This window comes from Halovulum dunhuangense (assembly GCF_013093415.1).
Classification (GTDB): Bacteria; Pseudomonadota; Alphaproteobacteria; order Rhodobacterales; family Rhodobacteraceae; genus Halovulum; species Halovulum dunhuangense.
In genome coordinates, this window is record NZ_JABFBC010000001.1 from 399,191 (window position 1) to 425,255 (window position 26,065).

A 26,065-nucleotide genomic window follows, 5' to 3' on the forward strand; every position below is an offset into this window, starting at 1 on the left:
TCCTCACTCGGGTGCCTGACGGTAATGATAGTGGCCGACCGGGACCATGCCCAGCCCGACATAAAGCGCGTTCGCCCCCGTATTCGCATCCGTGACCGCCAGCGCAAGTCTGGTGCAACCGTTCTCTGCCGCCCATTCCGCCGCCGCAGCCAGCAGAAGCCGTGCCAGCCCCTGGCGGCGCAACTCGGGCCGCACCTCGATCGCGTGGATCATCGCGATGCCCCGGTCCGCCGCGACGAACGCAACCCCGCCGGGGGCGTCGGATGTCCGGGTAAGCAGATAGGCCTTGGGCACGGCCACCCGGTCCATCACCGCGAGCCGGCCGGGCCCGATGCCGCCCCCGGCCCAGATCTCCGCCATCACCGGCATCAGCAGATCGCCGATCACAGCACGAAAGCCGGGGCCACCTGTCGCCAGAAGTGTCGCGACGGGCGCCATGTAGAGCGTGACCGGATCGACGATCCGGTAGCCCCGCGCAGCCAGCGCGGTATCGAGCGCGCCGCCCTGTTCCCCGAGCATGAAAAGCGGCGTCTGACCCATCTTGCGCATCCGGGTTTCGGCGAAGGCCGGATCTGGATGCGCGGCAACCGCCGTCGCGGCCGATACCCGCTTGCCGCCGCCTGCCCCTTCGCGAAAGGTCCAGCCGCCCTCGGTGAACATCCGCAGTGGCGCCCATGTCGCATCCATGGCGGCCAGCAGATCCGGCAGGTCGGGCGTGTTCGCGGTCATGCGCTCTCCCTCTGGGTTGGGCTCGCGCTGACCGTGCACAAGGCCCCCGGGCTTTTCCAGTCCGTTTTCGGCCAGCCTTTGTCGCATGTCCGAAATTAGTATTTGACCTCGGCGGCTGCCTGGGTATGTTACCGCTAACACACCGGGGCAACCCGGCAGGAATGGGGTTCAGCCTTATTAGGGCCTTGGCTGATACCTCTCCTCTGCAAGGGGTGTTTGCGTGGCTCTCCCCACACGCATCCCTTGCAGATACCCTTTTCGCGGGTCTCGCGCCCCTTGCAGGACGCGCCGCAGCGTGTAGACAGTCGGGCGCACCTTCGACGGGTGCGCCCGATTGGGTTTCACGGGACCGGTTTCGCATCGAAAGGAAAGCCGTCATGACGATCAAAGTCGCAATCAACGGGTTTGGCCGCATTGGCCGCAACGTGCTTCGCGCACTCGTCGAGAGCGGGAGGACGGACATCGAGGTGGTTGCGATCAACGATCTGGGTCCGGTCGAGACCAACGCACACCTGCTGCGCTACGACAGCGTGCATGGCCGTTTCCCGGGCAAGGTCACCGTGACCGGCGACACCATCGACCTGGGCCGCGGCCCGATTCGCGTCACTGCCGAGCGTGACCCCAAGGCGCTGCCCTGGGGCGATGTGGACATCGCCTTCGAATGCACCGGCTTCTTCACCGACCGGGAAAAGGCTGCGATGCACCTGGAGAACGGCTCCAAGCGGGTGCTGATCTCGGCGCCCGGCGCGAATGCAGACAAGACCATCGTCTATGGTGTGAACCATGACAGCCTGAGCGCCGATGACGTGGTGGTGTCGAACGCGTCCTGCACCACCAACTGCCTGACCCCGGTCGCAAAGATCCTGCACGACAATTTCGGGATCGTGTCGGGATTCATGACGACGATCCATTCCTACACCGGCGACCAGCCGACGCTGGACACGATGCACAAGGATCTTTACCGTGCGCGCGCCGCGGCGCTGTCGATGATCCCGACCTCGACCGGCGCGGCCAAGGCCGTGGGCCTGGTGATGCCGGACCTCAAGGGCAAGCTCGACGGCTCGTCGATCCGCGTGCCGACGCCGAACGTGTCGGTGGTGGACCTCAAGGTCATTCTCGAAAAGCCTGCCACCGCAGAGGCGATCAACGCCGCGATGAAGGCTGCCTCCGAGGGGCCGCTTGCCGGCGTGCTGGGCTACGAGGAGGCACCGCTGGTGTCCGCCGACTACAATCACGACTCGCATTCCTCGATCTTTGCCGCGCCGCAGACCAAGGTTGTCGATGGTGGCATGGTTCGGGTGCTGACGTGGTATGACAACGAGTGGGGCTTCTCGAACCGCATGCTCGACACCGCCACCGTGATGGCGAAGTTCATCTGAGGCATCGCCCAAAGTTAAAACTCTAACGATCCGGCCCCACGGGGCCGGATTTTTTTCATCCTGTGTTCAGACTCTCCGGGCGATACCTGCCCGACGCCCGAACGGCATTCCGGCCCGGGCCGGCTGGGAGACTGACGATGACCGATACCGCCCCCCTCCATTCCAAGCCCGGACCCGCGTGATGAGCGCCGGTCTCCGGATCGACGTGCCCGAAAGCGCGGGGCTCGACGCGGCGCTCGCGCTTCAGTCGGCATTGGCGGGCGCTGCCGGCCCGGTCACCCTTGTGGCAGGCGGGGCGCGAAGCCTGTCCACGCCTTACGTCCTGACGATCTGTGCGGCACTTCGCGACGCCAACGGCCCCGCGATCGCGGTCGAGGGCGCGGGCCCCGGCTTCATGGATGCGTTCTCGGATCTTGGCCTTTTTGGCGACCTGATGAAGATGGAGTTCCCTGGATGAGCCGCGTACTTGCCGTGGACGACACCCGCGCCCTGCGCGCGATGCTTGCCGATTGTCTGACCCGCGCCGGACACGAGGTCATTCTCGCCGCCGACGGGATCGAGGCGCTGGACCAGCTGCGCCGCCACAAGCCCGATATCGTCATCACGGATCTGAACATGCCGCGGATGAACGGGCTCGACTTCATCGAGGCGGCCCGCCAGGAGCCGGAGGGGCAGAGCCTGCCGATGCTGTTGCTGACGACGGAAACCGCGCAGGCGCTGAAGGATCGCGCCCGCGCCGTGCGGGCGACGGGCTGGATCACCAAGCCCTTCGATCCCAAGCAGATCCTCTCCCTTGTCGATCAGCTCGCCTGAGGTACCCAGATGGACGAGGACGAGGATTTCGAGGCGCTGTTCTTCTCAGAAGCAAAGGAGTTGCTGGAAGCGCTGATCGAGCATCTGAACCTGCTGGCAGCGGATGCGGGCGATCCCGACACGGTCCACGCCGCGTTTCGCGCCGTGCATTCCGTGAAAGGCGGGGCCGCCGCCTTCGGGTTCGAGCAGCTGATCGGTTTTGCCCACCAGTTCGAAACGGTCATGGACCTGGTTCGTTCCGGCAGCCTTCCCCTCGATGCGGAGCTTTGTGCGCTTCTTCTGCGCTCGGGCGACATGATGCAGACGCTGGTCGAGATGGCCGAGGCAGGCGATACCGGCCCAGCCCCGGGGATGCAGCGGCTTCAGTCCGACCTGGCCGCACGGGCCGGCCTATCGGACGCCCCGAAGCCCGCGCCGGAGATCCCCGACGCCTGCGCCCTTCCCCCGCCCACCCTGCGGGAGGTGGAAATCCGCTTCACTCCCGATGCCGGTTTCTTCGAATCCGGCCACGATATGCTTCGCCTCGTGCGGGCGGCGCGCGAGCACGGGCTTGCCGAGGTGCATGCAACCGGAACGCTGCCCCCGATCGCCACCTTCGATCCGCGCCTGTGCCCGCTTGGCTGGGATCTCATGTTTCGAACGGACCGCCCGGACGATGCCCTGACGGCCTTTTTCGCGATCTACGAACACACCGCCCGGGTCGAGTTTGCCGGGCTTGCGGACGAGCCCGAGCAGGTTGCGCCGGAAGCCCCACCACCACTCGCGTCGGCCGAGGAGGCAGCCCCCTCATCCGGCCCCGCGGGTGCCGTCGGAACCGAGGCCGCGACGCCGGGCAGCCCGACGCGCGGCGATTCGGGCAAGTCGTTGCGGGTGGATATCGTGCGGATCGACCGGCTGGTGAACCTGGTGGGTGAAATGCTCATTACCCAGGCCGCGCTCGCACAGAACCTGTTCGAGGGTGGCGAAGGGCGCAGCCTGGCTGACATCGCCCATACCGTCGATGCCATGTCGCGGCAGCTGCGGGAATTGCAGGAAAGCGTCATGGCGATCCGCGCCCAGCCGGTGCGGTCGGTCTTCCGCCGGATGCCGCGGGTGGTTCGCGATCTTGCCGACAAGCTGGGAAAGAACGCGCGGCTCGACCTCGAGGGCGAGGCCACCGAGGTGGACGCAACGGTGATCGAGGAACTGGCAGAGCCCCTGACCCACATGATCCGGAACGCGATGGATCACGGGCTGGAGGCCGCGGAGGAGCGACTGGCGCTCGGCAAGTCCGGCACTGGCCGGATCCGGCTTGCCGCCGAGCACCGTGGCGAGCGTGTCATCATCACCGTCGAGGATGACGGGCGTGGGGTGAACCGCGAAAGGGTCCTGGCCAAGGCGCTGGAACGCGGCCTTGTCGGACCCGACGACCGCCTGAGCCCCGAGGAGATCGACATGCTGATATTCCACCCGGGGTTCTCCACTGCCGAGGAAATTTCTTCGGTTTCGGGGCGCGGCGTCGGCATGGATGTGGTGAAGAAGAAGATCCTGTCGCTTGGCGGGCGCTTCAGCATGGTCAGCACGCCGGGCCGGGGCACCCGCTTCGACATCACGTTGCCGCTGACGCTTGCCGTCATGGACGGCATGACCATCAGCGTCGGGGATCAGAAGTTCATCCTCCCGCTGTCCGAGGTGATCGAGGCGCTGCATGTCACCGCCGGCAGCGGCAAGCGGCTACCCGACGGATCCAGCCTGCTCGAGCGGCGCGGCGAATATCTTCGCCTCGTCAGCCTGCGCGACGCGCTGTCCATGCCGCCCTCGGACACCGACGGGCAGATGGCCATCGTCGTCGATACCGAAACGTCCGGGCCAGTCGCGCTGATCGTCGACGAGTTGATCGGCCAGCGTCAGATCGTGCTGAAGTCCCTCGAGGCGAATTTCCGCAAGGTCGAGGGCGTCTCGGGCGCAACCATTCTGGGTGATGGTCAGGTGGCGCTTATCCTGGACATCGCCCGACTTCTGCAACTTCAGGGGCCCGGCTCGGGTCCGCGGGAGGTATTCCATTGACCCAAGTACAAGAAACCCTGCCACATCTGCTTGGTCAGGGGCCGGAATCGCATGGTCCGAAGCTGCGCCAGTACGTGACCTTCCTCGTCGGTGACAGCATCTACGGCGTGGACATCAATCTCGTTCGCGAGATCAAGCAGTGGTCGCCCACGACGGTGCTGCCGAACCAGCCGCATTTCACCCGAGGCGTCCTGAACCTGCGCGGCACCATCGTGCCGGTCCATGACCTGCGCGCGCGCTTCGGCGGTGCCATGACCGCCCCGACCGAGACACATGTGGTCGTCATAGTCTGGATCGGGTCCAAGACGGTCGGCATCCTGGTTGACGCGGTGTCCGACATCCTGGGCGTCCCATCCGAGGAAATCCGGCCCGTGCCCATGGGGCAGTCCATGGGCGACATGTCCGCCATCGGGGGGCTTGTCAGCACCCAGGCCGGAATGGTCGCGCTGCTCGATCTGAACACGCTTTTTCCCGGGGGCGACGAGGATGCGTTCTGAGGCGTGCCGGTCATGAACCAGACCGCACCGGTTTCCCCTCCGTCGTTGATGACCGACCGCGATTTCGCGCGCATCGCCGAGCGCATCGCGCGGATGGCGGGGATCGTTCTGGAAGAGCACAAGCGACAGATGATCCATTCGCGCCTGTCGCGCCGGCTTCGTGCCCTGGGGATGGGCAGCTTCACCGCCTATCTCGACCATCTGGACGCAGGAAGGGATCCGGCCGAGCTGCAGGAATTCGTCAACAGCCTGACGACCAACCTGACCTCTCTCTATCGCGAGGCGCATCATTTCGCCCATCTCGAAAAACACGTTCTCGCCCCGCTCAGCCAGCAGACCGCGCCCCGGCTTCGGATCTGGTCGGCCGGTTGCTCGAGCGGGGAGGAGCCAGCCTCCATCGCGCTGACCGCACTGGAGGCGATGGGGAATGCGCCGGCCGATATCCGGATCCTTGCGACCGATCTCGACACGGGGATGCTTGCGCGTGCGGCGGCGGGCCAGTATCCGGCCGACCGCGCGGCGGATATCCCGCAGCGCTTTGCCCGCCACCTTGTCCGGTCGGAATGCCGCCGGTTCGTCTCCCTGCCTCCAGCGGCGCAGGGCATGATCGCCTATCGCTGCCTGAACCTGCTCGAGCCGTGGCCGATGACCGGGCGCTTCGACGCGGTCTTCTGCCGGAACGTCATGATCTATTTCAGCCAGCCGACCAAGGCAGCGCTGATCGACCGGTTCGCCGCGCTTCTGACCCCGGGCGGCTACCTCTATCTTGGCCATTCGGAGTCCATTCTCGGCCAGCACGGCGATCTCGAAGCCTGCGGCGAGACGGTCTACCGGCGGAGAACGCCATGATGCAGGCGATTGGCACCGGCGGGCAACCCGGCCATTTCGACTACCGGGTCGATGCACGGGTATTCCCCGTCCTTCCGGGCGCGCACCGGGTGATTGCCGAGCCAGGGGCGGCGGTCGGAACGCTGCTCGGTTCCTGCGTGTCCGCCTGCATCCGCAACCGCGAGACGGGGCGCGGCGGGCTCAACCATTTCCTGCTTCCCGGCAGCGATGGCAGCCATTCCGCCCGGTATGGGGCCTATGCGATGGAATTGCTGGTCAACGACATCCTCTCGGCGGGTGGCCTGCGCCGCGACCTCGAGGCCAAGGTTTTCGGCGGCGCAGAGGTCATCGGGACCACGACGCGGACCCGGAGCGTCGGCGCCTCCAATGCGCGGTTCGTGCGCGATTACCTGAAGGGCGAGGGCATCGCGATCCTTGCCGAGGACTTGGGCGGCAAGCTGGCCCGAAGAGTCTACTATTTCCCTGACAACGGGCAGGTCCGTGTCCAGTACCTTGCCCAGACCGAAACGCGGCAAGCCGCGCGCAGCGAGGAGGCCTATCGCAACCGTCTCTCCGCCACGCCGCAGACCGGAAGCGTGGAGCTTTTCCAATGATTTCTCCGAGCGGTCCGGTTCGTGTGCTGGTCGTCGACGACAGCGCCCTCATGCGGCGCATGATCCGCGCGGGACTCGAGGCCGGGGCAGACATAGAGGTGATAGCCGAGGCCGCAAACACGGCCGAGGCGCGGCAGATGATCCGCCAGCACGATCCCGATGTCGTGACCCTCGATGTCGAGATGCCGGGCATGAACGGCATCGAGTTCCTGAAGAAGATCATGGAATTGCGGCCCACGCCCGTGATCATGGTCTCGACCCTGACCGCTGCCGGCACCGAGGTCAGCCTCGCCGCGCTTCAGATCGGCGCGATCGATGCGATCCCGAAGCCCTCGGGCCGAGAGGAGGTGGCGAGGTTCGGGCGCGCGTTGCGCGAGAGTGTGCTGCTGGCACGAATGGCGTGGCCGCGCGGGCAGGGTGCGGCAACGAAGTCTGCCCCTGCGGATTCCAATCCGCCGCTGGCGGCGCTGCGGTCAAGACGCATCGCGCGGCCGGAACTGATTGCCATCGGCGCCTCGACCGGCGGTGTGGCGGCTCTGAGCGAGTTGCTTGCGATGCTGCCGCCGACGCTTCCTCCCGTCGTGGTGACGCAGCACATGCCGCCCATGTTCACGGAGCGGTTCGCGGGCCGGCTGGACGCATTGCTGCCGCATGCGGTGTCTCAGGCGGTTCCCGGAGAGGTGCTTGCCCCCGGGCAGATCCGGATCGCGCCCGGCGACATGCATCTGACGGTCGCGCGGGCAGGCGGGCGTCTTGTGACGCGGCTCGATGGGTCCGGCCCGATTTCGGGACACCGGCCATCGGTGGATGTGCTCTTCAATTCCGTGGCGACCGCCGTCGGGGGACGGGCGCTGGGCGTGATCCTGACCGGAATGGGCCGTGATGGCGCAGCGGGAATGCGGGCGCTGCACAATACGGGCGCGTGGTGCATCGGGCAGTCGCAGGAAAGTTGCGTCGTCTATGGCATGCCACGGGCCGCACGGGAGTTGCAGGCCGTCGACGAGGAGGCGGATCTTCCGGGGATTGCGCGGCGCATGAGTGAAATTCTTAACACGCGGTCCGCTATCAGGACCGCATGAGGCAGGAGGGACGGGTGCGATGCCAGCGGCAAAGTCACTGAAGATACTGGTCGTGGACGATCAGCAAAGCATGCGGGGCCTGGCCCGCCAGTGCCTCAAGAAACTGGGGGTGCTGGACGTGGCGCTCGCCGCCTCGGGCGATCAGGCGCTGGAGGTGATGGCACAGCAGAAATTCGATGCCGTGATCTCGGACCTGAACATGCCGGGGTTGAGCGGGGTGGAACTTGCGCAACGGATCAAGAGCCACCCTGTGCTGCGGTCGACGCCGGTGTTTCTGGCCACATCGGAGTCCTATCGCGACCGGGCCAGCGATCAGACGGTCGACCATTTCGTGGCCAAGCCCTTCAGCGTCGCCGACATGCGCGAGGCGATCGAGCAGCACCTGGGGGTCCTGACCTGATCGCCGAGGCATTCGTGGCCAGGCTGGGGGCCCGTGCTCCGGGTGCCCTTTGGCGCGACAAGTGACGCCAGCCGATGGAATCTTGTCCGGTATCGCCCCTGCATGCGCCGGCGCCCGCGCGGCCCCGGCGCATGGATGTCACCCGCGACCCGGCGGCGATGCCGGGGGTGCCGCTTGCCGCCGCGCCGCCTTGAACCCGGCGCGCGACTGTGATCCTGTATCGGCGTCTGCGGCACGACCGCAAAACCGCATCCAGGGGGGAACCCATGCTCGATCAGACCAATCTCGCCGATCTGCTGAAGGATCCGTCGCTGCTGGTGACCAAGGGGTATATCGGCGGCGAATGGGTCGATGCCGCCTCGGGCAAGACATTCGAGGTGACCAACCCGGCCCGTGGGGACGTGATCTGTGCCATCGCCGACATGGACGAGACCGATGCGCGCCGCGCCATCGACGCGGCCCATGCGGCGCAGAAGGACTGGGCGGCGCGCACCGGCAAGGAACGTGCCGCCGTTCTGCGCAAGTGGTACGAGCTGATGGTCGAGAATGCGGACGACCTTGCCGCGATCCTGACCGCCGAGATGGGCAAGCCGCTGGCCGAGGCCAAGGGCGAGATCATGTACGGCGCCAGCTTCATCGAATGGTTCTCGGAAGAGGCCAAGCGCGCCTATGGCGAGACGATCCCCGGCCACCAGCGCGACAAGCGTATCGTGGTGATCAAGCAGCCGGTGGGTGTCGTTGCCTCGATCACGCCCTGGAACTTTCCCAATGCGATGATCGCCCGCAAGGTGGGGCCCGCGCTTGCGGTCGGCTGCGCCTTCGTCGCCAAGCCCGCGGCCGAGACGCCGCTCTCGGCGCTGGCGATGGCCGTGCTGGCCGAGCGCGCTGGCGTGCCCGCGGGCATCCTGAACGTTGTCACCTCGAAGCGCAGCTCGGTCATCGGGCAGGAATTCTGCGCCAACCCCAAGGTGCGCAAGCTGACCTTTACCGGATCGACAGAGGTGGGCCGCATCCTGCTGCGCCAGGGCGCCGATCAGATCATGAAGATGTCGATGGAACTGGGCGGGAACGCGCCCTTCATCGTGTTCGACGACGCGGATCTGGACGCCGCCGTCGAGGGGGCGATGATCTCCAAGTATCGCAACAATGGCCAGACCTGTGTCTGCGCGAACCGCATCTATGTGCAGGCGGGTGTCTATGACGCCTTTGCCGAGAAGCTTTCGGCGGCGGTCGCGAAAATGAAGCTGGGCGACGGGTTCGAGGCGGGCGTCAGCACCGGCCCGCTGATAAACACGGCCGCGCTGGAAAAGGTGGAGGAGCATATCTCCGACGCCGTGTCCAAGGGCGCGAAGGTGGTCACGGGCGGCAAGCGCTCGGCGCTGGGCGGTACCTTTTTCGAGCCGACGGTCCTGACCGGTGTGACCAGCGACATGATGGTCACACATGACGAAACCTTTGGCCCGGTAGCGCCGCTCTTCCGCTTCGAGGACGAGGCCGACGTGATCGCCCAGGCCAACGACACGATCTATGGCCTTGCGTCCTATTTCTATGCCCGCGACCTGAGCCGCGTCTGGCGCGTGGCCGAGGCGCTGGAATACGGGATGGTCGGTGTCAACACGGGCCTGATCTCGACCGAGGTTGCGCCCTTCGGGGGCGTGAAGCAGTCGGGACTTGGCCGCGAGGGATCGAGCCACGGGATCGAGGACTATCTGGAGATGAAATACATCTGCATGTCGGTCTGAACCGGGCGGACGCCGTACCCCGTTGAGGGGGCAGATGCCTCCGGCGGGGATATTTGAAGAAAGTGGAAGGCGGGGTCATGCCGCGCCTTCCACTTCTCGTTTTGGCCTGGCCTAGCCGACGAAGGCCTTCTCCAGCACGAATTCGCCCGGGTTGGCGTTCGAGCCTTCGCGCAGGCCTGCAGTCTCGAGCAGCGCCTTCACGTCGGTGTTCAGGCCCATGGAGCCGCAGATCATCACGCGGTCCGTCTCTGGGTCCAAGGGCGGTGTGCCGAGGTGGTCGAACAGGCGCCCCGAGGCGATCCAGTCGGTGATCCGGCCCGTGTTTGGGCTGTCTTCCTGGGTGGTGGTGGGCAGGTATTTCACCTTGCCGGCGACAAGCTCTCCGATCAGCGGGTCGTCCGGAAGGGCCGCGACAATGCGGCGGCCGTATTCCAGTTCCGCGACCTGCCGGCAGGTATGCGTCAGGATCACCTCGTCGAACTTCTCATGCACCTCGGGGTCGCGCAGGAGCGAGGCGAAGGGCGCGATGCCGGTCCCAGTCGCGACCATGTAGAGCCGCCGGCCCGGCAGCAGCGCGTCCACGACAAGCGTGCCGACGGGTTTCGGGCGCAGGATCACCTGGTCGCCGGGCCGGATCCGCTGAAGCCGGGACGTGAGCGGCCCGTCGGGCACCTTGATCGAATAGAATTCCAGCGTCTCGTCCCAGGAGGGCGAGGCGATGGAATAGGCGCGCAGGATCGGTTTGCCGTTCTCGCCGGGCAGGCCGATCATCACGAACTCGCCCGAGCGGAACCGCAGCGAACGCGGGCGGGTCAGCCGGAACGAGAACAGCCGGTCGGTCCAGTGGATCACCTCGGTCACGTCCTGTGCATCGGGCAGGACGGGGGTGGCGGCGGCGGCCGGGGCGTGCTGGTTCATCGGGGTAATCCTGTCTTTAGGGGGTCTTCAGGCGGCGAAGAGACGGTTCTGGTAGCCCTCGACATGGCGGACGGCCAGCCACTGGGCCTCGGGATTGCGCAGAGCCTGCGCATCCGAAATCGCGATCTCGTCCACGCCGACCCGCAGGGCGGCGCGGAACTGGTCCACCAGAACATGGCCTTCGGCACGGATGCGGCCCCGATAGCCGAGCTGGCGCAGGCGCCGCGCAAGGCTGAAGCCGCGCCCATCCGCGCTGCTGGCGAAAGGAATGATGGCGAGGCTGATCTTGCCGAACCACGGCCTCAGCCGCTCCGGGTCCGCGTCCACCGGCAGGCGCACGCCAAGCGGCACGTCGATGGGCAGGTCCTGCCCCGTCCAGTAGGCATCGAGGTCGAGGATCACGCCGTGGCGTGGGAAGCTGTCGGCGACGAACCCGTCGCGGGTGACGATCTGGGTCATGGATGTCTCCTCTCTTTCCGTTCGGCCCGGCCGTCGGGGCCGAAATGGATGCCGCACTCTGTCTTGTCCCGGCCGCGCCAGCGCCCGGCGCGGGTGTCCTCTCCGGGGGCCACCCGCGTGGTGCAGGGGGCGCATCCGATCGAGGCGTAGCCACGCGCGACCAGCGGGTGGCGCGGAAGGGCATGGCGATCCATGTAGGCCGCGAGTTCCCGTGGCCCCCAGTCGGCCAGCGGGTTCACCTTGATCGCACCCCCGGCATCCTGCTCGAAGGGCCGAAGCCGTGCCCGCGTGCCGGACTGGTACCGCTTGCGCCCGTTCACATGCGCCTCGAACGGGGCAAGCGCGCGGGACAGCGGCGCCACCTTGCGCAGCCGGCAGCAAGCATCGGGGTCGGACAGGTGCAGTGCGTCCCAGGGGTCGCCGGCGGAAAGCGCGCCGGCATCCGGGGTGATGCGGTGCACGTCGGTAAGGCCAAGCGCCGCGCCGAGCCTGCGCTGGTAGTCCAGCGTCTCGGGGAACAGCATGAGCGTGTCGATCATCAGCACCGGCGCATGCGGATTGATCTGCGCCAGCATGTGCAGAAGCACGGCGGACTCCGCCCCGAAGGACGAGACGACCGCGATGCGCCCGGCATAGAGCCTGAGCGCCGCGTGCAGCACCTCGTCCGCGGGGGCGCCTTCGTAGCGCGTGTTCAGGGCCGCGACGGCAAGGTCCGGGGTGAAGCGGATGGAGGGTTCAAGCAGCATCGGCCCGCCGCTCCTGCGCGTAGAGCGCGTCTTTGAAGGGGGCCATGCCCAGCCGGCGATAGGCCTGGAGGAAGGTCTCCGACCGGTCCTCGCGCAGCCGCAGATAGGTCTCGATCAGACGGGTGATCGCCGGCACGATCTCGTCATAGGCGAAGCCGGGGCCGGTCCGTTCCCCAAGGGTCGCTGTCTCGGTTCCGTCGCCGCCCAGGGTGATCTGGTAGTTCTCCACACCCGCCCGGTCGAGACCGAGGACCCCGATATGGCCGACATGGTGATGCCCGCAGGCGTTGATGCAGCCCGAGATCTTGATCTTGAGCGGCCCGATATCGGCCTGCGCATCGAGATCGGCAAAGGTCGTGCCGATCTGCTGGGCGATCGGGATCGAGCGCGCGGTGGCCAGCGCGCAATAATCCATGCCGGGGCAGGCGATGATGTCAGACACAAGCCCGATATTGGCCGTGGCAAGCCCGGCCGCGCGCAGGGCGTCATAGACCGCCGGCAGGTCCGCGCGGTGGACATGGGGCAGGATCACGTTCTGCTCGTGGCTGATGCGCAGCTCGTCATGGGAATACCGCTCGGCGATATCCGCAAGCGCGCGCATCTGGTCCGAGGTGGCGTCGCCCGGCGTCCCGCCCACGGGTTTCATCGAGACGCTGACGATGGCATGGTCCGGATCCCGGTGCGCCATGACATTGGTGTCGATGAAGCTGCGCAGCCCCGCATCCGCACGGGAAAGATCCGGAACCGGTCGCCGGGCAAGTGCCGGCGGCGCGAAGGCGGCCTCGATGCTGGACAGAAGCGCCGGATCGACCGGGGGCAGTTCCGCGCGTGTGCGCTGGAATTCCGCCTCGATCAGGTCTCGGATTTCCTCGAGCCCGGTCTCGTGCACAAGGATCTTGATCCGCGCCTTGTACTTGTTGTCCCGCCGCCCGGACAGGTTGTAGACGCGCAGGATCGCTTCGAGATAGGGCAAGAGGTCGGCCTTGGGCAGGAAGTCCCGGACCACCTTGCCGATCATCGGCGTGCGGCCCAGGCCGCCGCCCACGATCACCTCGTAGCCGGGCGCGCCGGTCTCGTCGCGCAGCATCCGCAGCCCGATATCATGCGCCTTCGTCACCGCGCGGTCGTTGGGGCTGCCGGTGACCGCCACCTTGAACTTGCGCGGCAGGTAGGCGAATTCGGGATGGTCGGTGGACCATTGCCGGATCAGCTCGGCCGTGGGGCGCGGATCCTCGATCTCGTCGGCGGCCGCGCCCGCGAAATGGTCGGCGGTCACGTTCCGGATGCAGTTTCCGCTTGTCTGGATCGCGTGCAGGCCCACATCGGCCAGCGCGTCCAGTATGTCGGGCACGTCGCGCAGCTTCGGCCAGTTGAACTGGATGTTCTGTCGCGTGGTGAAATGGCCGTAGCCCTTGTCCCAGGTGTCGGCGATATGGGCCAGCTGGCGCATCTTGCGCGCGTTCAGCGTGCCGTAGGGGATCGCCACCCGCAGCATGTAGGCGTGCAGTTGCAGGTATAGCCCGTTCATCAGCCGCAGCGGCTTGAACTCGTCCTCGGTCAGGCTGCCATCCAGCCTGCGGGCCACCTGGTCGCGGAACTCGGCCACCCGGTTGCGGACGAAGGCGGCATCGAAATCGGTGTAGTCGTACATCTCGCTCTCCGGTCTTCGGGGCGCGTGTCAGGCGCGGGCCTGTCGGCCATGATGGGGGTAGTTGGAGGGGCCGCGGGTGCGGAAAACCTCGCGGAAATGGACCGGGGCGGGACGGCCGTTCACGATCCTGGCCTCGGCGAGGTAGACACCCACGACCTGCTGTGGAAACCCGCTCGCGCGGGACAGCAGCGCCTGCGCCTGTTCTTCCGTTCCGGCAACGGCGGCGTCGCCATGGTCGCGGGTCCAGTCGCCGCTTTCGGTGAAGTAGACGACATCGCCTTCCAGCAGGTCGTTGCCGGTCGCGATCTTCGGTATGAAGTCCCGGGCCATCAGAGCGCCTCCGCCTGGGGACGAAGCTGTCGCGCCGAAAGTTCCGCCGCGCGCGGGGACAGGCCCAGGAACAGCATCACCGGGCCATGCGGTGCGGCCTCGTCCAGCGCCTGAGGCAGGTCTATCAGCCGGGTCGCGATCACCCGTTGGTCGGGGCGCGAGGCGTTCTCCACCGCTGTCACCGGTGTATCCTCGGGGCAGCCGGCGATCATCAGGCGGCCGCGGATGAAGGTCGAGGCGCGGACCCCCATGTAGATCGCGGCGACCGTGCCGGGCCTTGCCAGTGCGCGCCAGTCGTGATCGGCAAAGCCTTTCACGTCATGCCCGGTCAGGATGCGCAGGCTGCCATTGCGCCCGCGCCGGGTCAGGCTGGTCTTGATCGACGCCGCCGCGGCCGAGGCGGATGTGACACCGGGCACCACCTCGAAGGGGATGCCGGCCGCGTCCAGCGCGTCCATTTCCTCGTCCAGCCGACCGAAGATGCCCGGATCGCCGGATTTCAGCCGGACCACCTTGGATCCGCGGCCATGTTCGACGATCAGCGCGTTGATGTCGTCCTGGCTCCAGGATCGGCCATAGGGGGTCTTTCCGACCTCGATCACCGTGGCTTCGCGGCGGGCCAGTTCCAGGATGGGCTGCGGGACCAGCCGGTCATGGATCACCACGTCCGCCTCGTGCAGCAGGCGGCGCGCCTTGAGCGTCATCAGTTCCGGATCGCCCGGCCCGGTGCCGACCAGCCAGACATGGCCCGTCTCGGGGCCGGCATCGAGTTCTTCGGCCAGAAGCGTCTCCAGCGCGTTGCGCACGGCCGCGTCACCGGATTTCACCGCCTCGGGGCCGCGCTCGAAATAGAAGCGCGACCAGAAGCGGCGGCGCGGCAGGCCATGGCGCAGCGCCTCGGCCTGCGGGCGAAAGGACTGGCCGATCCGGGCAAGGATCCCAAGCGAGGCGGGCAGCCGTTCCTCCAGATCGGCCTTGATCCGGCGTGCCAGCACCGGGGCAGCCCCCTCGGTGCCGATGGCGACGGTGACGGGGTCACGGTCCACGATGGCGGGGGTGATGAACTGGCTATCCTCGAGGTTGTCGACGATGTTGGTCAGCGCGCCCGCGCGCCGGCCGATGGCGACCGCGCGGGCGTCCAGCGCCGCATCCTCGTTCGCGCCGTAGACCAGCGCGGCGCAGACCGCATCGCCTTCTTCGAGGGGGCGCTCGATCAGCGTCAGGCGGCCGTCGGCGGCCCAGTCGCGGACCTGTTCCGCGGGTTCGGTGCCGAACACGCTGATCCGCGCCTCGGTCTTGAGCAGCAGCCGCAGCTTTGCCACGGCGCATTCCCCCGCACCCGAGACGATGACGCGCCGGCCGGACAGGTTCAGAAAGATCGGGAAGTGCCGCATGGGTGAAATCCTTTCTTCGATAAGCTCGAATCTAGTCGAAAGTTCCTGAATTTGGCGAGTATGCCTTGCAAATAAGGAATATGTCCCGGATACTGGGTGCCGCTTGAACACGCGTTCGCCTTTCGGGAGAAGTCTGGAATGTCCATCGCACTCGACCCGCTCGACCGGAAAATCCTCGACGTGCTGCAACGGGACTCTTCCCGTTCTCTCGACGACATCGCGCGCGAGGTGGGGGCGTCCAAGACCCCGGTCTGGAACCGGATTCGCAAGCTGAAGGATGCGGGCGTCATCCGCGGAGAGGTGGCGCTGCTCGACCCCGAGAAGATCGGGCTCGACGCCTGCTTCTTCGTGCTGATCCGGACATCCCAGCACGACAAGGACTGGCTGGAGCGCTTCCTTGGCGCGATCCGCCGCCGCCCCGAGGTTCTGGAGGCGCACCGCCTTGCCGGGGATATCGACTACATCCTCAAGGTCCGGGTGCCCAACCCCAAAGCCTATGACGATTTCTACCGCGCGCTCATCTCCGAGGTGAGCATCTTCAACGTCACCTCCACCCTATCGATGGAAGAGATGAAGAGTACCACCGCGCTGCCGCTGCCGGCCGACGCGGAGTGACGCGCAAGGCCATTGCCGCCCATGACGCTGCGCGCTAGGTCTGCGGGCATGATCGACTTCCGCAGGACAGAGCGCATCCTTGGACGTACGGCGCTCGCGGCGCTTGCGGTGCTTGCGGCTGTGGTGATCTGGACCGTGCGTCCGTGGTCCGGGGATCCGGTGGCCCTGCGGCCCGATACCGGGGCTGCGGCGCGCGACTTGTCCGAGCCCGAGATGGCGGAGGTCCTGATCGCCCTTCTGACCCGCGTCTACGCCGCCTTCGGGCAGGAGGAAGAGGGCGCGATCTATGACGGCCTTGTCGCCGCCGTCGCGCCCGGTCTGGTAACGGATCTCTATCTCCAGCGCCGCGCGGCGCAGGTGAACGAGCCGCCCGAAATGGCCGGCAGCGCCGAAATCCTGGACGTGACGCTGGACGAGATGACCCTGCTTGGACGCACCGCGGACGGCTACCGTCTCGATGCGACCTGGACGGTCATCGGCATCCTGGGCCACGAGGATCACCGGCATGAACGGGTGAACCGCTATTCCGCGACCATGACGCTGGGCCCTGCCGCGGGCGAGTGGCGGCTGACGGCCTTCGATCTGAACCAGGTGCGCCGGCAGGACGTGCCGCTTTTCCTGGACATGCTGCAATGATCCGCGCCGAGCATCTGCACTTCGCCCATCCCGGCGGCGGCTTCCGGCTGGAAATCCCGCATCTCAACGTCGAGGCCGGAGAGCGTGTCGCCGTGGTCGGCCCGTCCGGCACCGGCAAGACGACGCTCCTGAACCTCGTCGCCGGCATCCTTCTGCCCGGGCGGGGGCGGCTGGTGGTCCATGACACGGAACTGGCACGCCTGTCGGATGCACGGCGACGCGCGTTCCGTATCAACACCATCGGCTTCATCTTCCAGAATTTCGAACTGGTCGACTACCTGACCGCCGCCGAGAACATCCTCTACCCCTATCGCATCACGGACAGCCTGCAGCTGGATCGTGCCGTGCGCAGCCGGGCCGAGGAACTGGCCGCCGCGGTGGGCCTGTCGGACAAGCTGGGGCGCAAGCCCTCGGCGCTCAGCCAGGGCGAGAAGCAGCGCGTGGCGATCTGCCGGGCGCTGGTCACGCGGCCCGCGCTTCTGCTGGCGGACGAGGCGACGGGCAATCTCGACCCGGACAACAAGGAACTGATTCTCGACCTGCTGTTCGCTCAGGCCGCAGCCGAGGGGGCGACGCTTCTGGCGGTGACGCATGACCACGCGCTGCTGCCGCGCTTCGACCGGGTGGTCGATTTCGCCGCCTTCCGGACAAGGGCTGCCTGATGCGGGGGGCGTTCTTCCTTGCGCTGGCCTATCTGCGCCACAACGCGGGCCGCAGCCTGGTGCTGGTGCTGGCGCTTGCCCTGATCCTGTTCGTGCCGGTGGCCACGCGGCTGGTGCTGAACGCCGCCGAAGACCAGCTGACCGCCCGGGCCGAGGCGACGCCGCTGATGATCGGCGCGCGGGGGTCGGCGCTGGACCTGATGATGAACGGGCTCTATTTCAGTGCCGACCGGCCCGAGCCGGTGTCGATGGCCGCCGTGGACAGGGTTTGGGACAGTGGCCTTGCCGTCGCGATCCCGCTCTATGTCCGCTACAGCGCGGGCGGCGCCCCGGTGGTGGGCACGACGCTGGACTACTTCGACTTTCGCGGGCTGGAATTCGCCGAAGGTCGCGGCCTTGCGGTGCTGGGCGAGGCGGTTCTTGGCGCCCGGGCCGCGCAACGTCTGGGCCTGCGGACCGGCGATCCGCTGATTTCCGACCCCGAGAACCTGTTCGACCTTGCGGGCAGCTACCCGCTAGAGATGCTGGTCGTGGGCGTGCTTGCACCGACCGGCACCGCTGACGACGATGCGGTTTTCGTCGACATGAACACCGCCTGGGTGATCGAGGGCCTGGGCCATGGACATGACGACGTGATCGAGCAGGGCATGGCCGTCTCGGTTCAGGACGGCAACGTGCTGGCCAATGCCGCGCTCACGCAGTTCACGCGCATCACGGCCGACAACATAGACAGTTTCCACTTCCACGGCGCGCCGGAAACCTATCCCGTTTCGTCGGTGATCGCGGTGCCCTGGGATGACCGCGCCGGCACCATCCTGCGCGGCCGCTATCTCGGCCCCGAAGAGCAGACGCGCATCGTTGTCCCCGCGCAGGTGGTCGAGGGGTTGTTGCAGACCATCTTCCGCATCGGACGGGTGCTGGACGCGGTGTTCGTGATTGTCGGCGCCGCTGCGCTGATCGCGCTGGGCCTTGCGGTGTTCCTGTCGCTGCGCCTGCGGGCGGACGAGATGGCGACCGCCACGCGGCTAGGCTGTCACCGCCTTGCGATTGCCCGGATGCTGTCGGCGGAAATCATCCTGATCGTCGTCGCGGCACTGTCAGTTGCAACCATATCCGTGCTGGTTACGTTGCCTTACATGAATGACGTTGCCGTCTGGCTGGTCACCAATGCGTAAGGATTACTCATGACAAAACGCCTTCTCCTGCTGACTGCCGCCCTTCTGCCCGCGCCGGCGCTTGCCCATTTCGGCTTGATCCTGCCGCCTGCGTCCATGGTCGAGCAGGAGGATGGCCGTAGCATCGACGTGACCTTCGCCTTCCTGCACCCGTTCGAGCAGTACGGCATGGAACTGGCGCGACCCGAAAGCGTCGTGGTCCACAGCGGGGGCGAGACCACCGACATCACCGCCAGCCTTTCGCCGACCCAGGTCTTCGGCGAGGCGGCCTATACCGCCACGATCGAGTTGGGCCGCCCCGGCGCCTATGCCATCGCGATGAGCCCGCAGCCCTACTGGGAACCGGCCGAGGACTCCTACATCATCCACTACACCAAGACCTATGTCGCGGCCTTCGGCGATGACGAGGGCTGGGATGCGGAACTGGGTCTTCCGACAGAGATCATTCCGCTGAGCAAGCCCCTGGGCCTGTGGGAGGGCAACGTCTTCCAGGGGATCGTCCACCGCGACGGCCAGCCGGTGCCCTATGCCGAGGTCGAGATCGAGAAGTGGAACACCGACAACGTGCCTGCCCCGTCCGACCTGATGATCACCCAGACCATAAAGGCCGATGCGAACGGGGTCTTTACTTACGCGGTGCCGGATGACGGCTGGTGGGGCTTTGCCGCGCTCAGCGAGGCGGATTACACGCTGGCGCGGGATGGCGTGGAAAAGCCCGTCGAGCTGGGCGCCGTCATCTGGGTCAAGTTCGAGGAATGGGACGACTGACATGCGCCGCCTGCTGCTCTCGCTGCCGCTGATGCTTGCCCTCGCCCTGCCTGCGACCGCTCATCGGCTGGTCGTCTATGCCCATGTCGAGGGCGGGGAGATCGTGGTGGAGGCGAAGTTCTCCAACGGAAACCCCGCGAAGCTGGGCGAGATCCGGGTGATCGACGCCGCCGCGGCCGAGCTGGCGGTACTGCCGCTCGATGATGATGGCGAGACGCGTTTCGCCATACCGGCGGGGGCCGGGCAGGGCGTCACCGTCGAGGTGCGAACCGACGAGGGGCACGACGACTACTGGATCCTGTCGCCCGCCGACCTGGGAGTCCGTCAATGAAACGCATCGCGCTGACCATCGCCCTTCTTGCCCTGTCGGGGCCGGCGCAGGCCGACGGACCGCGTATCGCCGCGGTCAGCGGCCCGCTTGCCGACTGGGCGGCGACGCTTGCCGGGGATGCCGCCGAAGTGGTGTATCCGGTGCCCGAGGGCGTCGATCCGATGTTCTGGCGGCCCGCGATCGCTGACATCAGCACGATCCAGTCCGCCGACCTGATCCTTCTGAATGGCGCGGGCTTTGCGCAATGGACGGCGAAGGTGTCTCTGCCGCGCGCGCGCACCATCGTCACATCCGCCGCGTTCGAGGGCGCGCTGATCGAGATCCAGACCGGCGTCACCCATTCCCACGGCGCCGAGGGCGAGCATTCCCACACCGGGACCGCGCCGCAGACCTGGCTCGATTTCGGCCAGGCGAAGGCGCAGGTCGAGGCAACCGCGCAGGGCCTGAACCGCGTGCTGCCCGGTGAGGCCGACGCGATCGCCGCGAATGCGGCTGCGCTGATCGCGGAACTCGACGCGCTCGACCAGCGCGCGGCGTCGCTGGGCGCGCAGCTCGAGGGGCGGACCGTGTTCGCCGCCGTGCCGGGGCTCGAGTATTTCGACCGGGCCTATGGCATCGGGCTGGTGACGCTTGGCTGGGACGCTGGCAATGCCGCGACAGACGCGGAATGGGCCGCGCTGGATGCGCAATTGGCCACCGCGACGGCGCCGCTGTTTCTGTGGCAGGAAGCCCCATCCGACGCCGCGGCCGTCGCGCTGTCAGGGCGCGGCGTGCCTTTCGCGGTGATCGACCCGGGCACTGCAGCGACCCAGGGCTTCATCGCCCGGATGCAAGGCAATCTCGACAGTCTGGAGTCGGCGCTGGCCGGGCAGTGACCCGGCCCGACCGGCTTAGCCGCCGATTTCGTAGGTCAGCGCCGCCCACAGCGTCTGCCAGTGGGCACGGGTAACTTCACGGATGCGCGTGTCGGGTTCGGAGATGTGGACCGCGTTGACCATGAAGGCGCCGGGCTGACGGGGAACGCTCACTTCTCCGTTCGCGTCTGTGCGCAGCTTCAGCTCCTCCACCTCGGTACCGACCTTGTGGAAGACGAAAACCGGCGCGCCGGCTTCCGGCGCGCCGCGGAACAGCAGCCGGAAGCGCATGTCGCCATTGTCGGTGTAGGGATTGGTCAGCGCCACCAGCTCGTAGGACATGCCCACCGCCCTGTCCGATCCCGCGCCGGAGCCGACGCCGACCAGCGTCTTGACGAAGCGGAAATAGACCTCGCGGATATCCTCCTTGGGAAAACCCTTGGCGGCATGCTCTTCCAGCGTCGCCTCCAGACGCTTGCCTTCGAGAAAGATCTTGAACTTCGCCAGGGTAGGGTAGCTGAGCGTCGCAGCGCCCGACGCGTGATAGACCACGTTCAGCCCTTCGGCCAAAGGCGCCGCCTGGATCGCGGGCTTCATGCCCAGCGTGCCAGTCACGGCGGCACGGGTGTCGCCCGCAAAGATCCCGGACTGGCGGTAGCCCTGCTCGGAATAGCCGTACTCGATCCCGAAGAAGTTCTCGCCGTTGATGGCCCGGGCGCGGATCTGCCCGTCCGGCGCGATGGTGTAGTCCTCGGGCTCGAACCAGAACTCATGTGCCGCCACCGGCAGCGTGGGCAGCACAAGGGCAAGGGCGAGAATGGCAAGGCGCATGGGGGATCCTTCCTGCGGTCGTGTCTTCACATTCTTTCAGCTTGGTCCGCGTGCTGCAATCGCCGGTTGCCCGCGGCCATGTCGGGCATGTATCCCTGAGCCCGAAGCCGTCCACCACAACAGGCAAACGGGACCACAGGCGCATGGAACACATTACCGGCAAATCCGTCATCGTAACCGGCGCCAGCCGCGGAATCGGCGCCGCAACGGCCCGCGCCTTCGCGCGGGCGGGCGCGCGGGTGGTCCTGTCGGCCCGCAGCGCCGAGGCGATCGACACCATTGCCGGGGAAATCCGCAAGGCGGGCGGCGTGGCCGTCGCACAGTCGGCCGATGTCGCGAAATGGGACGACGTGGCCGCGCTCGTCGCGCGGGCTCGGTCCGAGTTCGGCGCACTGGACGTTCTGGTCAACAACGCCGGCGTGATCGAGCCGATCGGTCCGCTGGCGAAATCCGATCCCGCTGCCTGGGGCCATGCCGCGGACATCAACTTCAAGGGCACCTATCACGGGCTGCGCGCGGCGCTGCCCGTGATGCAGCGCCAGGGCGGGGGCGTGATCGTCAACCTTTCCTCGGGCGCGGCCACCAGCCCGCTGGAAGGCTGGAGCCATTATTGCGCCGCCAAGGCCGCCGCCGCGATGCTGACCCGCTGCGCCGACCGCGAAAGCCCGGCAAGCATCCGGGTCGTGGGCCTTTCGCCCGGCACCGTGGCGACCGAGATGCAGGTCCGGATCCGCGCCTCGGGCATCAATCCGGTCAGCCAGCTCGACCCTTCGGTGCACATTCCCGCCGAGTGGCCCGCCAAGGCGATCCTGTGGCTTTGTGGCCCCGACGCGGCCGAGTACGCCGGTACCGATGTCAGCCTGCGCGATCCCGAGATCCGCAAGCGTGTCGGGCTGGTGGGCTGACGCGCCAGCCTACAGCCGTTCGGCGAAGCACTGCACGCTGTCGGCCAGCTGCGCGGCCGGCAGGTCGCCGCGGAAGAAGCCCAGGAAGCCTTCCTCGGGGTGCATCAGGTAACTCAGGTTCGTGTGGTCGACGAGGTAGTTGTCCCCCTCGCCCGGCCCTGAAGCATAGACGCGATAGGCGGACTTTGCGGCCTCGACCTGTTCGCGCGTCCCGCTCAGGCCGACCATGCGCGGATGCAGGTAGTCGGTGAAGCTTGCCATGACCTCGGGCGTGTCGCGTTCGGGATCCACGGTGATGAATACCGGGTCGATCATCACGCCGCGCTGTTCCAGCAGGTCAACCGCCTCGGCGTTGCGGGTCAGGTCCAGCGGGCAGACATCAGGGCAGAAGGTGTAGCCGAAATAGACCAGCGTCAGGTCGTCGATCACCTCTGCCTCGGATACCTCGACGCCGTCCTCGCGCATCAGGGTGAACGGGCCGCCGATCAGGTCGCCGCCGCCGGCAACCTGCCCGCCGCCGCAGCCCGCGAACCGGTCGGCGCGGTCGCTCAGCAGGATGAAGCCGGCCGTTCCCCCCAGAAGGGCTGCGACGGCTCCGGCGGCGATCAGGGCATAGGTTCGGGTCATGGTGCAATCTCCTCGGCGCCGATATGGTCCTTCGGTGCCCGCGTCGCAAATGCCCATATCGTCGCGCCGCCCTGATGGAGTAGCTTTCCGCCCATGACGCTTACCCCCGCCTTTCTCGCGAACCCCAGGCCAAGGGCCAGCTCGGTCCGGCTGCGCACGCTGATCTACCTGCGATGGCTGGCGGTCCTGGGGCAGAGCGTGGCGGTCATCATCGCGTCCCAGTACCTGGACATCCGGCTGCGGCTGGATCTGATCGCGGTCCTGATCGGCGCATCGGCGGCGTTCAACATCGGGGCGACGCTGATCCACCCGGAAAACAAGCGCCTGACCCAGCGCGACGCGATGCTGACCATGCTGTTCGACCTGGGCCAGCTGGCGGCGCTGCTGTACCTGACGGGCGGGCTCAACAACCCCTTCGCCGCGCTGATACTTGCGCAGACGATCATCTCGGCAACGGTGCTGACGCTGAACGCGACGCTGTTCCTGGGGCTGGTCAGCCTTGGTGTGATCGGCGTGCTGTCGGTGTTCTACATGCCGCTTGTCCAGTCCGACGGACAGGCGCTGGAAACCCCGCGCCTGCTGATCACCGGCAGCTGGGCCGCGCTGTCGATCGCGGTGGTGTTCCTTGGCGTCTATGCGCGCCTCGTCTCGACCGAGACCTACAACATGTCCGAGGCGCTGACCGCCACGCAGCTCGCGCTCGAGCGGGAGCAGAAGCTCACGGCGCTGGGCGGCGTGGTGGCGGCGGCGGCGCACGAGCTTGGAACGCCGCTTGCCACGATCATGCTGGTATCGTCCGAGTTGGCCGACGAGCTGGAGGACCGGCCCGAGCTGCGCGAGGATATCGAGCTGATCCGCGAGCAGGCGAGGCGGTGTCGGTCGATCCTCTCCTCGATGGGCCGGACCGGAAAGGACGATCTTCTGCTGCGGCACGCGCCCGTAGCCGCCGTCGTCGAAGAGGCGGCAGAGCCGCACATGGCGCGCGGCAAGCGGGTGATCCTGCGTGTGCGCGGTGCCATCGGCGCCGAGGCCGCGCAGGACCAGCCAGAGATCCCGCGCCGGTCGGAGGTCATCCACGGCGTCCGCAACCTTGTCCAGAACGCGGTCGATTTCGCGACCAGCACGGTCTGGATCGACATCGACTGGACCGACGAGCGGCTGATGCTGTGGGTGGGCGATGACGGTCTGGGCTATCCGCAGGATCTGCTTGGCCGGATCGGCGATCCCTTTCTGCGCCGGCGCGGTGCCGGGCGAATGCTGGACGAGGCGCAGCGCCCCGACTATGCCGGCATGGGGCTGGGGCTTTTCATCGCCAAGACCCTGCTGGAGCGGACCGGCGCGAAGCTGACCTTTGCCAACGGAATCCCGGCATCGGGCGCACAGCCCGACCCCGAAGAACGCCGCGCCTCGGGCGCCATTGTCGAGGTGGTCTGGGAGCGCAAGGACATCGAGGTCCGGCGCGAGGACGTGCGCGGCGCCCTGGGCGAGAACCGCCCGGTCGCGACGGGTTGAGGGGAACGGCGGTTAACCGCTGATTAACCTGCTGCGGCGCATCCTTCCTGCGATCTTTTGGGACGTGGTAAGGACATGACTGCCATGACGAGCCTTGTCGGTCTGCTGTGGCGCCGGGCGCGCCCGCGCGATGGTGCAGCCTGCGTGCTGACCTTTCGCGGCGAGACGTTGCGTGGCGTCCGCGGCCGGCCACCCGAAGGGATCGAGCTGTCGGTGGGATGTCACTGGACCGCGCTGGCCACCCTGTTCGGGCCCGAGGTGAAGCCGCTTCTCGGTGCGCTGATGGAACGGGGCGAAGGGTTTCACGCCCACGTCCGGATGGCCGCCGGCGATCTGCTTGCGCTCGAGGGGCAGGTCTCGGGGCTATGCGCGCTTCTCAGCCTGCGGCACGCCACCCCCGGAGAAGGCGTGCTCCATGCCCGTCTGGAGGAACTTGCCTCTTTCGCGACGGTCAGGCTGCGTGCGGAGCGTTGCCCCGTCGCGATGATCGAACTCGACGCGGGCGGCAACGTGCGCTGGTCCAACGCCGCGGCGGCGCCGCTTCTGGGTGCTGCCTTCCCCGGCTCCGACGGGCAATTGCTGCTGCGCAATCCTGACGGTGCGGCGCTGGGCTGGCATGCGATCACCTCGGTGCCCCTGCCGGGTGGCGCGCGGTTGCTTTATCTCGAGAACATCCAGGCCCGCGTCGCCAGCGAACAGGCCCTGCAAGGGCTTCTGGCCACGCTGGCCGATACCTTCGCCCATCTGGGCGAGGGACTTGCCATCTTCGACCGGGAGCGGCGGCTGAGCCTGTTCAACCCCGCCCTTGCCGAGATTTTCGGGCTGGATGCCGCGGGGCTCGCCGCCCGGCCCAGCCTTCGCGAGTTTCTTGCCGCGCTGCGCGACCGGCGCATGATCCCCGAGCCAGCCAGTTTCACCGAGTGGCGCGACAAGCTGATCGCCGCCACCTCCAGCGTGACCGGCACCCCCCACACCGAGGACTGGAGCCTGCCGTCGGGTCATACCCTGCGCCTGACCGTTCGGCCGCATCCCGACGGCGCGGCGGCCTTCGTGTTCGAGGACATCTCGCGCGATGTCGCGCTCGAGCGGCGCTACCGCCGAGAGATGGAGCAGGGCCAGACAACGCTCGACAGGCTGTCCGAGGCGGTGGCGATCTTCGGCCCGTCGGGGCGGCTGGTGCTGGCCAATCCCGCCTTCTGCGACCTGACGGGTCACGGCGGGCTGGCCGACCTTGCCGGCAGTCCGATCGGGGCAGTTCTCGAACGCGCCGAGGCGCATCTGGGTCCGGCTCCCGCATGGGAGGAATGCCGCTCCTTCGCCCTCGATCCCGGTCGCCCGGATCGCTGGGACAGTGTCCTGCCCACCCGCACCGGCGGCTACCTGATGCGCGCCAGCGCCTTGCCAGACGGATCCACCCTGCTCTGCCTGTCGTCCGTTTCCGCCGCCGAGAGCGCCGCCAGCCCGGTCACTGCGCGCGCCACCCTGTCGCGCGCCTCCTGAGGGCGCGCGCCCGGGCTTGCAACG

At 67.3% G+C, this 26,065-nt stretch carries 29 protein-coding genes; 20 read left to right on the forward strand and 9 right to left on the reverse strand.

The annotated features are described in order from the left end of the window. Nucleotides 1-3: 3 nt before the first annotated feature. Nucleotides 4-729: a GNAT family N-acetyltransferase gene (locus tag HMH01_RS01910; protein ID WP_171321934.1), complete on the reverse strand. Its 726-nt coding sequence runs from the start codon at nucleotides 727-729 to the stop codon at nucleotides 4-6. A gap of 377 nt (nucleotides 730-1,106) precedes the next feature. Here HMH01_RS01910 and gap point away from each other — a divergent pair, with 377 nt between their 5' ends. The 10 genes from gap to HMH01_RS01960 all read left to right on the forward strand — a co-directional run bounded on the left by gap (nucleotide 1,107) and on the right by HMH01_RS01960 (nucleotide 10,127). Continuing rightward, nucleotides 1,107-2,108 (forward strand): type I glyceraldehyde-3-phosphate dehydrogenase, encoded by a 1,002-nt coding sequence (gene gap, locus HMH01_RS01915; RefSeq protein ID WP_171321936.1) that lies wholly within the window; start codon nucleotides 1,107-1,109, stop codon nucleotides 2,106-2,108. 181 nt (nucleotides 2,109-2,289) lie between these two features. Next, entirely contained in the window at nucleotides 2,290-2,565 is a 276-nt protein-coding gene (locus tag HMH01_RS01920; RefSeq protein WP_171321938.1) for a hypothetical protein, read from the forward strand. Next, nucleotides 2,562-2,921 carry a response regulator gene (locus tag HMH01_RS01925; protein ID WP_171321940.1) on the forward strand — a complete coding sequence of 120 codons (360 nt, stop codon included), beginning with the start codon at nucleotides 2,562-2,564 and terminating at the stop codon, nucleotides 2,919-2,921. Before HMH01_RS01920 ends, HMH01_RS01925 begins: the two co-directional genes overlap by 4 nt. 9 nt (nucleotides 2,922-2,930) lie before the next feature. Then, complete coding sequence (locus HMH01_RS01930) at nucleotides 2,931-4,967, forward strand: chemotaxis protein CheA (protein WP_171321942.1); 2,037 nt, start codon at nucleotides 2,931-2,933, stop codon at nucleotides 4,965-4,967. After that, nucleotides 4,964-5,464: a chemotaxis protein CheW gene (locus tag HMH01_RS01935; protein ID WP_216366743.1), complete on the forward strand. Its 501-nt coding sequence runs from the start codon at nucleotides 4,964-4,966 to the stop codon at nucleotides 5,462-5,464. The genes HMH01_RS01930 and HMH01_RS01935 overlap by 4 nt, the downstream gene beginning before the upstream one ends. Nucleotides 5,465-5,512: 48 nt before the next feature. After that, a complete protein-coding gene (locus HMH01_RS01940; RefSeq protein WP_171321944.1) occupies nucleotides 5,513-6,313 on the forward strand; it encodes a CheR family methyltransferase in 801 nt (266 codons plus the stop codon). Then, a complete protein-coding gene (locus tag HMH01_RS01945; RefSeq protein ID WP_171321946.1) occupies nucleotides 6,310-6,906 on the forward strand; it encodes a chemoreceptor glutamine deamidase CheD in 597 nt (198 codons plus the stop codon). Before HMH01_RS01940 ends, HMH01_RS01945 begins: the two co-directional genes overlap by 4 nt. Continuing rightward, entirely contained in the window at nucleotides 6,903-7,985 is a 1,083-nt protein-coding gene (locus HMH01_RS01950; RefSeq protein ID WP_171321948.1) for a protein-glutamate methylesterase/protein-glutamine glutaminase, read from the forward strand. Before HMH01_RS01945 ends, HMH01_RS01950 begins: the two co-directional genes overlap by 4 nt. Before the next feature lie 19 nt (nucleotides 7,986-8,004). Beyond that, nucleotides 8,005-8,385 (forward strand): response regulator, encoded by a 381-nt coding sequence (locus HMH01_RS01955; protein WP_171321950.1) that lies wholly within the window; start codon nucleotides 8,005-8,007, stop codon nucleotides 8,383-8,385. 266 nt (nucleotides 8,386-8,651) lie between these two features. Next, nucleotides 8,652-10,127, forward strand: a complete 1,476-nt coding sequence (locus HMH01_RS01960; RefSeq protein ID WP_171321952.1) for an NAD-dependent succinate-semialdehyde dehydrogenase — start codon at nucleotides 8,652-8,654, stop codon at nucleotides 10,125-10,127. Nucleotides 10,128-10,238: 111 nt separating this feature from the next. Here the strand turns inward: HMH01_RS01960 and HMH01_RS01965 are convergent, their stop codons facing one another. Genes HMH01_RS01965 through cysG form a run of 6 tightly spaced genes read right to left on the reverse strand, consistent with a single transcriptional unit; the run spans nucleotide 10,239 to nucleotide 15,625 of the window. Further along, on the reverse strand, nucleotides 10,239-11,045 hold the full coding sequence (locus tag HMH01_RS01965; protein ID WP_171321954.1) for a ferredoxin--NADP reductase: 807 nt from the start codon (nucleotides 11,043-11,045) through the stop codon (nucleotides 10,239-10,241). A gap of 27 nt (nucleotides 11,046-11,072) precedes the next feature. Next, the gene (locus tag HMH01_RS01970) at nucleotides 11,073-11,504 is read right to left on the reverse strand and encodes a DUF934 domain-containing protein (protein ID WP_171321956.1); all 432 of its coding nucleotides are present in this window, start codon (nucleotides 11,502-11,504) and stop codon (nucleotides 11,073-11,075) included. Continuing rightward, nucleotides 11,501-12,250 (reverse strand): phosphoadenylyl-sulfate reductase, encoded by a 750-nt coding sequence (locus tag HMH01_RS01975; protein WP_171321958.1) that lies wholly within the window; start codon nucleotides 12,248-12,250, stop codon nucleotides 11,501-11,503. Before HMH01_RS01975 ends, HMH01_RS01970 begins: the two co-directional genes overlap by 4 nt. Beyond that, nucleotides 12,240-13,901: a nitrite/sulfite reductase gene (locus HMH01_RS01980; protein ID WP_171321959.1), complete on the reverse strand. Its 1,662-nt coding sequence runs from the start codon at nucleotides 13,899-13,901 to the stop codon at nucleotides 12,240-12,242. Before HMH01_RS01980 ends, HMH01_RS01975 begins: the two co-directional genes overlap by 11 nt. 27 nt (nucleotides 13,902-13,928) lie before the next feature. Continuing rightward, the gene (locus HMH01_RS01985) at nucleotides 13,929-14,231 is read right to left on the reverse strand and encodes a DUF2849 domain-containing protein (protein WP_171321961.1); all 303 of its coding nucleotides are present in this window, start codon (nucleotides 14,229-14,231) and stop codon (nucleotides 13,929-13,931) included. Beyond that, nucleotides 14,231-15,625, reverse strand: coding sequence for a siroheme synthase CysG (gene cysG, locus HMH01_RS01990; RefSeq protein WP_171321963.1), 1,395 nt, complete (start codon nucleotides 15,623-15,625; stop codon nucleotides 14,231-14,233). The genes HMH01_RS01985 and cysG overlap by 1 nt, the downstream gene beginning before the upstream one ends. 138 nt (nucleotides 15,626-15,763) lie before the next feature. Between cysG and HMH01_RS01995 the strand changes: the two genes are divergently transcribed. The 7 genes from HMH01_RS01995 to HMH01_RS02025 are packed head-to-tail and all read left to right on the forward strand — an operon-like array spanning nucleotide 15,764 to nucleotide 20,687. Next, nucleotides 15,764-16,240, forward strand: a complete 477-nt coding sequence (locus HMH01_RS01995) for an Lrp/AsnC family transcriptional regulator (RefSeq protein WP_171321965.1) — start codon at nucleotides 15,764-15,766, stop codon at nucleotides 16,238-16,240. Between the two features lie 48 nt (nucleotides 16,241-16,288). Then, nucleotides 16,289-16,876 (forward strand): hypothetical protein, encoded by a 588-nt coding sequence (locus tag HMH01_RS02000; RefSeq protein ID WP_171321967.1) that lies wholly within the window; start codon nucleotides 16,289-16,291, stop codon nucleotides 16,874-16,876. Continuing rightward, nucleotides 16,873-17,538 (forward strand): ABC transporter ATP-binding protein, encoded by a 666-nt coding sequence (locus HMH01_RS02005; RefSeq protein ID WP_171321969.1) that lies wholly within the window; start codon nucleotides 16,873-16,875, stop codon nucleotides 17,536-17,538. Before HMH01_RS02000 ends, HMH01_RS02005 begins: the two co-directional genes overlap by 4 nt. Continuing rightward, nucleotides 17,538-18,713, forward strand: a complete 1,176-nt coding sequence (locus HMH01_RS02010) for an ABC transporter permease (RefSeq protein ID WP_171321971.1) — start codon at nucleotides 17,538-17,540, stop codon at nucleotides 18,711-18,713. Before HMH01_RS02005 ends, HMH01_RS02010 begins: the two co-directional genes overlap by 1 nt. A 9-nt stretch (nucleotides 18,714-18,722) precedes the next feature. Beyond that, nucleotides 18,723-19,481, forward strand: a complete 759-nt coding sequence (locus tag HMH01_RS02015) for a DUF4198 domain-containing protein (RefSeq protein WP_171321973.1) — start codon at nucleotides 18,723-18,725, stop codon at nucleotides 19,479-19,481. A gap of 1 nt (nucleotide 19,482) precedes the next feature. Beyond that, a complete protein-coding gene (locus HMH01_RS02020) occupies nucleotides 19,483-19,812 on the forward strand; it encodes a hypothetical protein (protein WP_171321975.1) in 330 nt (109 codons plus the stop codon). After that, on the forward strand, nucleotides 19,809-20,687 hold the full coding sequence (locus HMH01_RS02025) for a metal ABC transporter substrate-binding protein (RefSeq protein WP_171321977.1): 879 nt from the start codon (nucleotides 19,809-19,811) through the stop codon (nucleotides 20,685-20,687). Before HMH01_RS02020 ends, HMH01_RS02025 begins: the two co-directional genes overlap by 4 nt. 15 nt (nucleotides 20,688-20,702) lie before the next feature. Here the strand turns inward: HMH01_RS02025 and HMH01_RS02030 are convergent, their stop codons facing one another. Continuing rightward, nucleotides 20,703-21,497, reverse strand: coding sequence for a DUF4198 domain-containing protein (locus HMH01_RS02030; protein ID WP_171321979.1), 795 nt, complete (start codon nucleotides 21,495-21,497; stop codon nucleotides 20,703-20,705). A gap of 143 nt (nucleotides 21,498-21,640) precedes the next feature. On the opposite strand from HMH01_RS02030, the gene HMH01_RS02035 reads away from it, so the two are divergent. Beyond that, a complete protein-coding gene (locus tag HMH01_RS02035) occupies nucleotides 21,641-22,402 on the forward strand; it encodes an SDR family oxidoreductase (RefSeq protein WP_171321981.1) in 762 nt (253 codons plus the stop codon). A 9-nt stretch (nucleotides 22,403-22,411) separates the two neighbouring features. On the opposite strand, the gene HMH01_RS02040 is transcribed toward HMH01_RS02035, so the two are convergent. Continuing rightward, nucleotides 22,412-23,029: an SCO family protein gene (locus HMH01_RS02040; RefSeq protein WP_171321983.1), complete on the reverse strand. Its 618-nt coding sequence runs from the start codon at nucleotides 23,027-23,029 to the stop codon at nucleotides 22,412-22,414. A gap of 93 nt (nucleotides 23,030-23,122) precedes the next feature. Here HMH01_RS02040 and regB point away from each other — a divergent pair, with 93 nt between their 5' ends. Next, a complete protein-coding gene (gene regB, locus HMH01_RS02045; protein WP_171321985.1) occupies nucleotides 23,123-24,541 on the forward strand; it encodes a sensor histidine kinase RegB in 1,419 nt (472 codons plus the stop codon). Nucleotides 24,542-24,625: 84 nt separating this feature from the next. Then, nucleotides 24,626-26,041 carry a PAS domain-containing protein gene (locus tag HMH01_RS02050; RefSeq protein WP_171321987.1) on the forward strand — a complete coding sequence of 472 codons (1,416 nt, stop codon included), beginning with the start codon at nucleotides 24,626-24,628 and terminating at the stop codon, nucleotides 26,039-26,041. Nucleotides 26,042-26,065 lie beyond the last annotated feature (24 nt).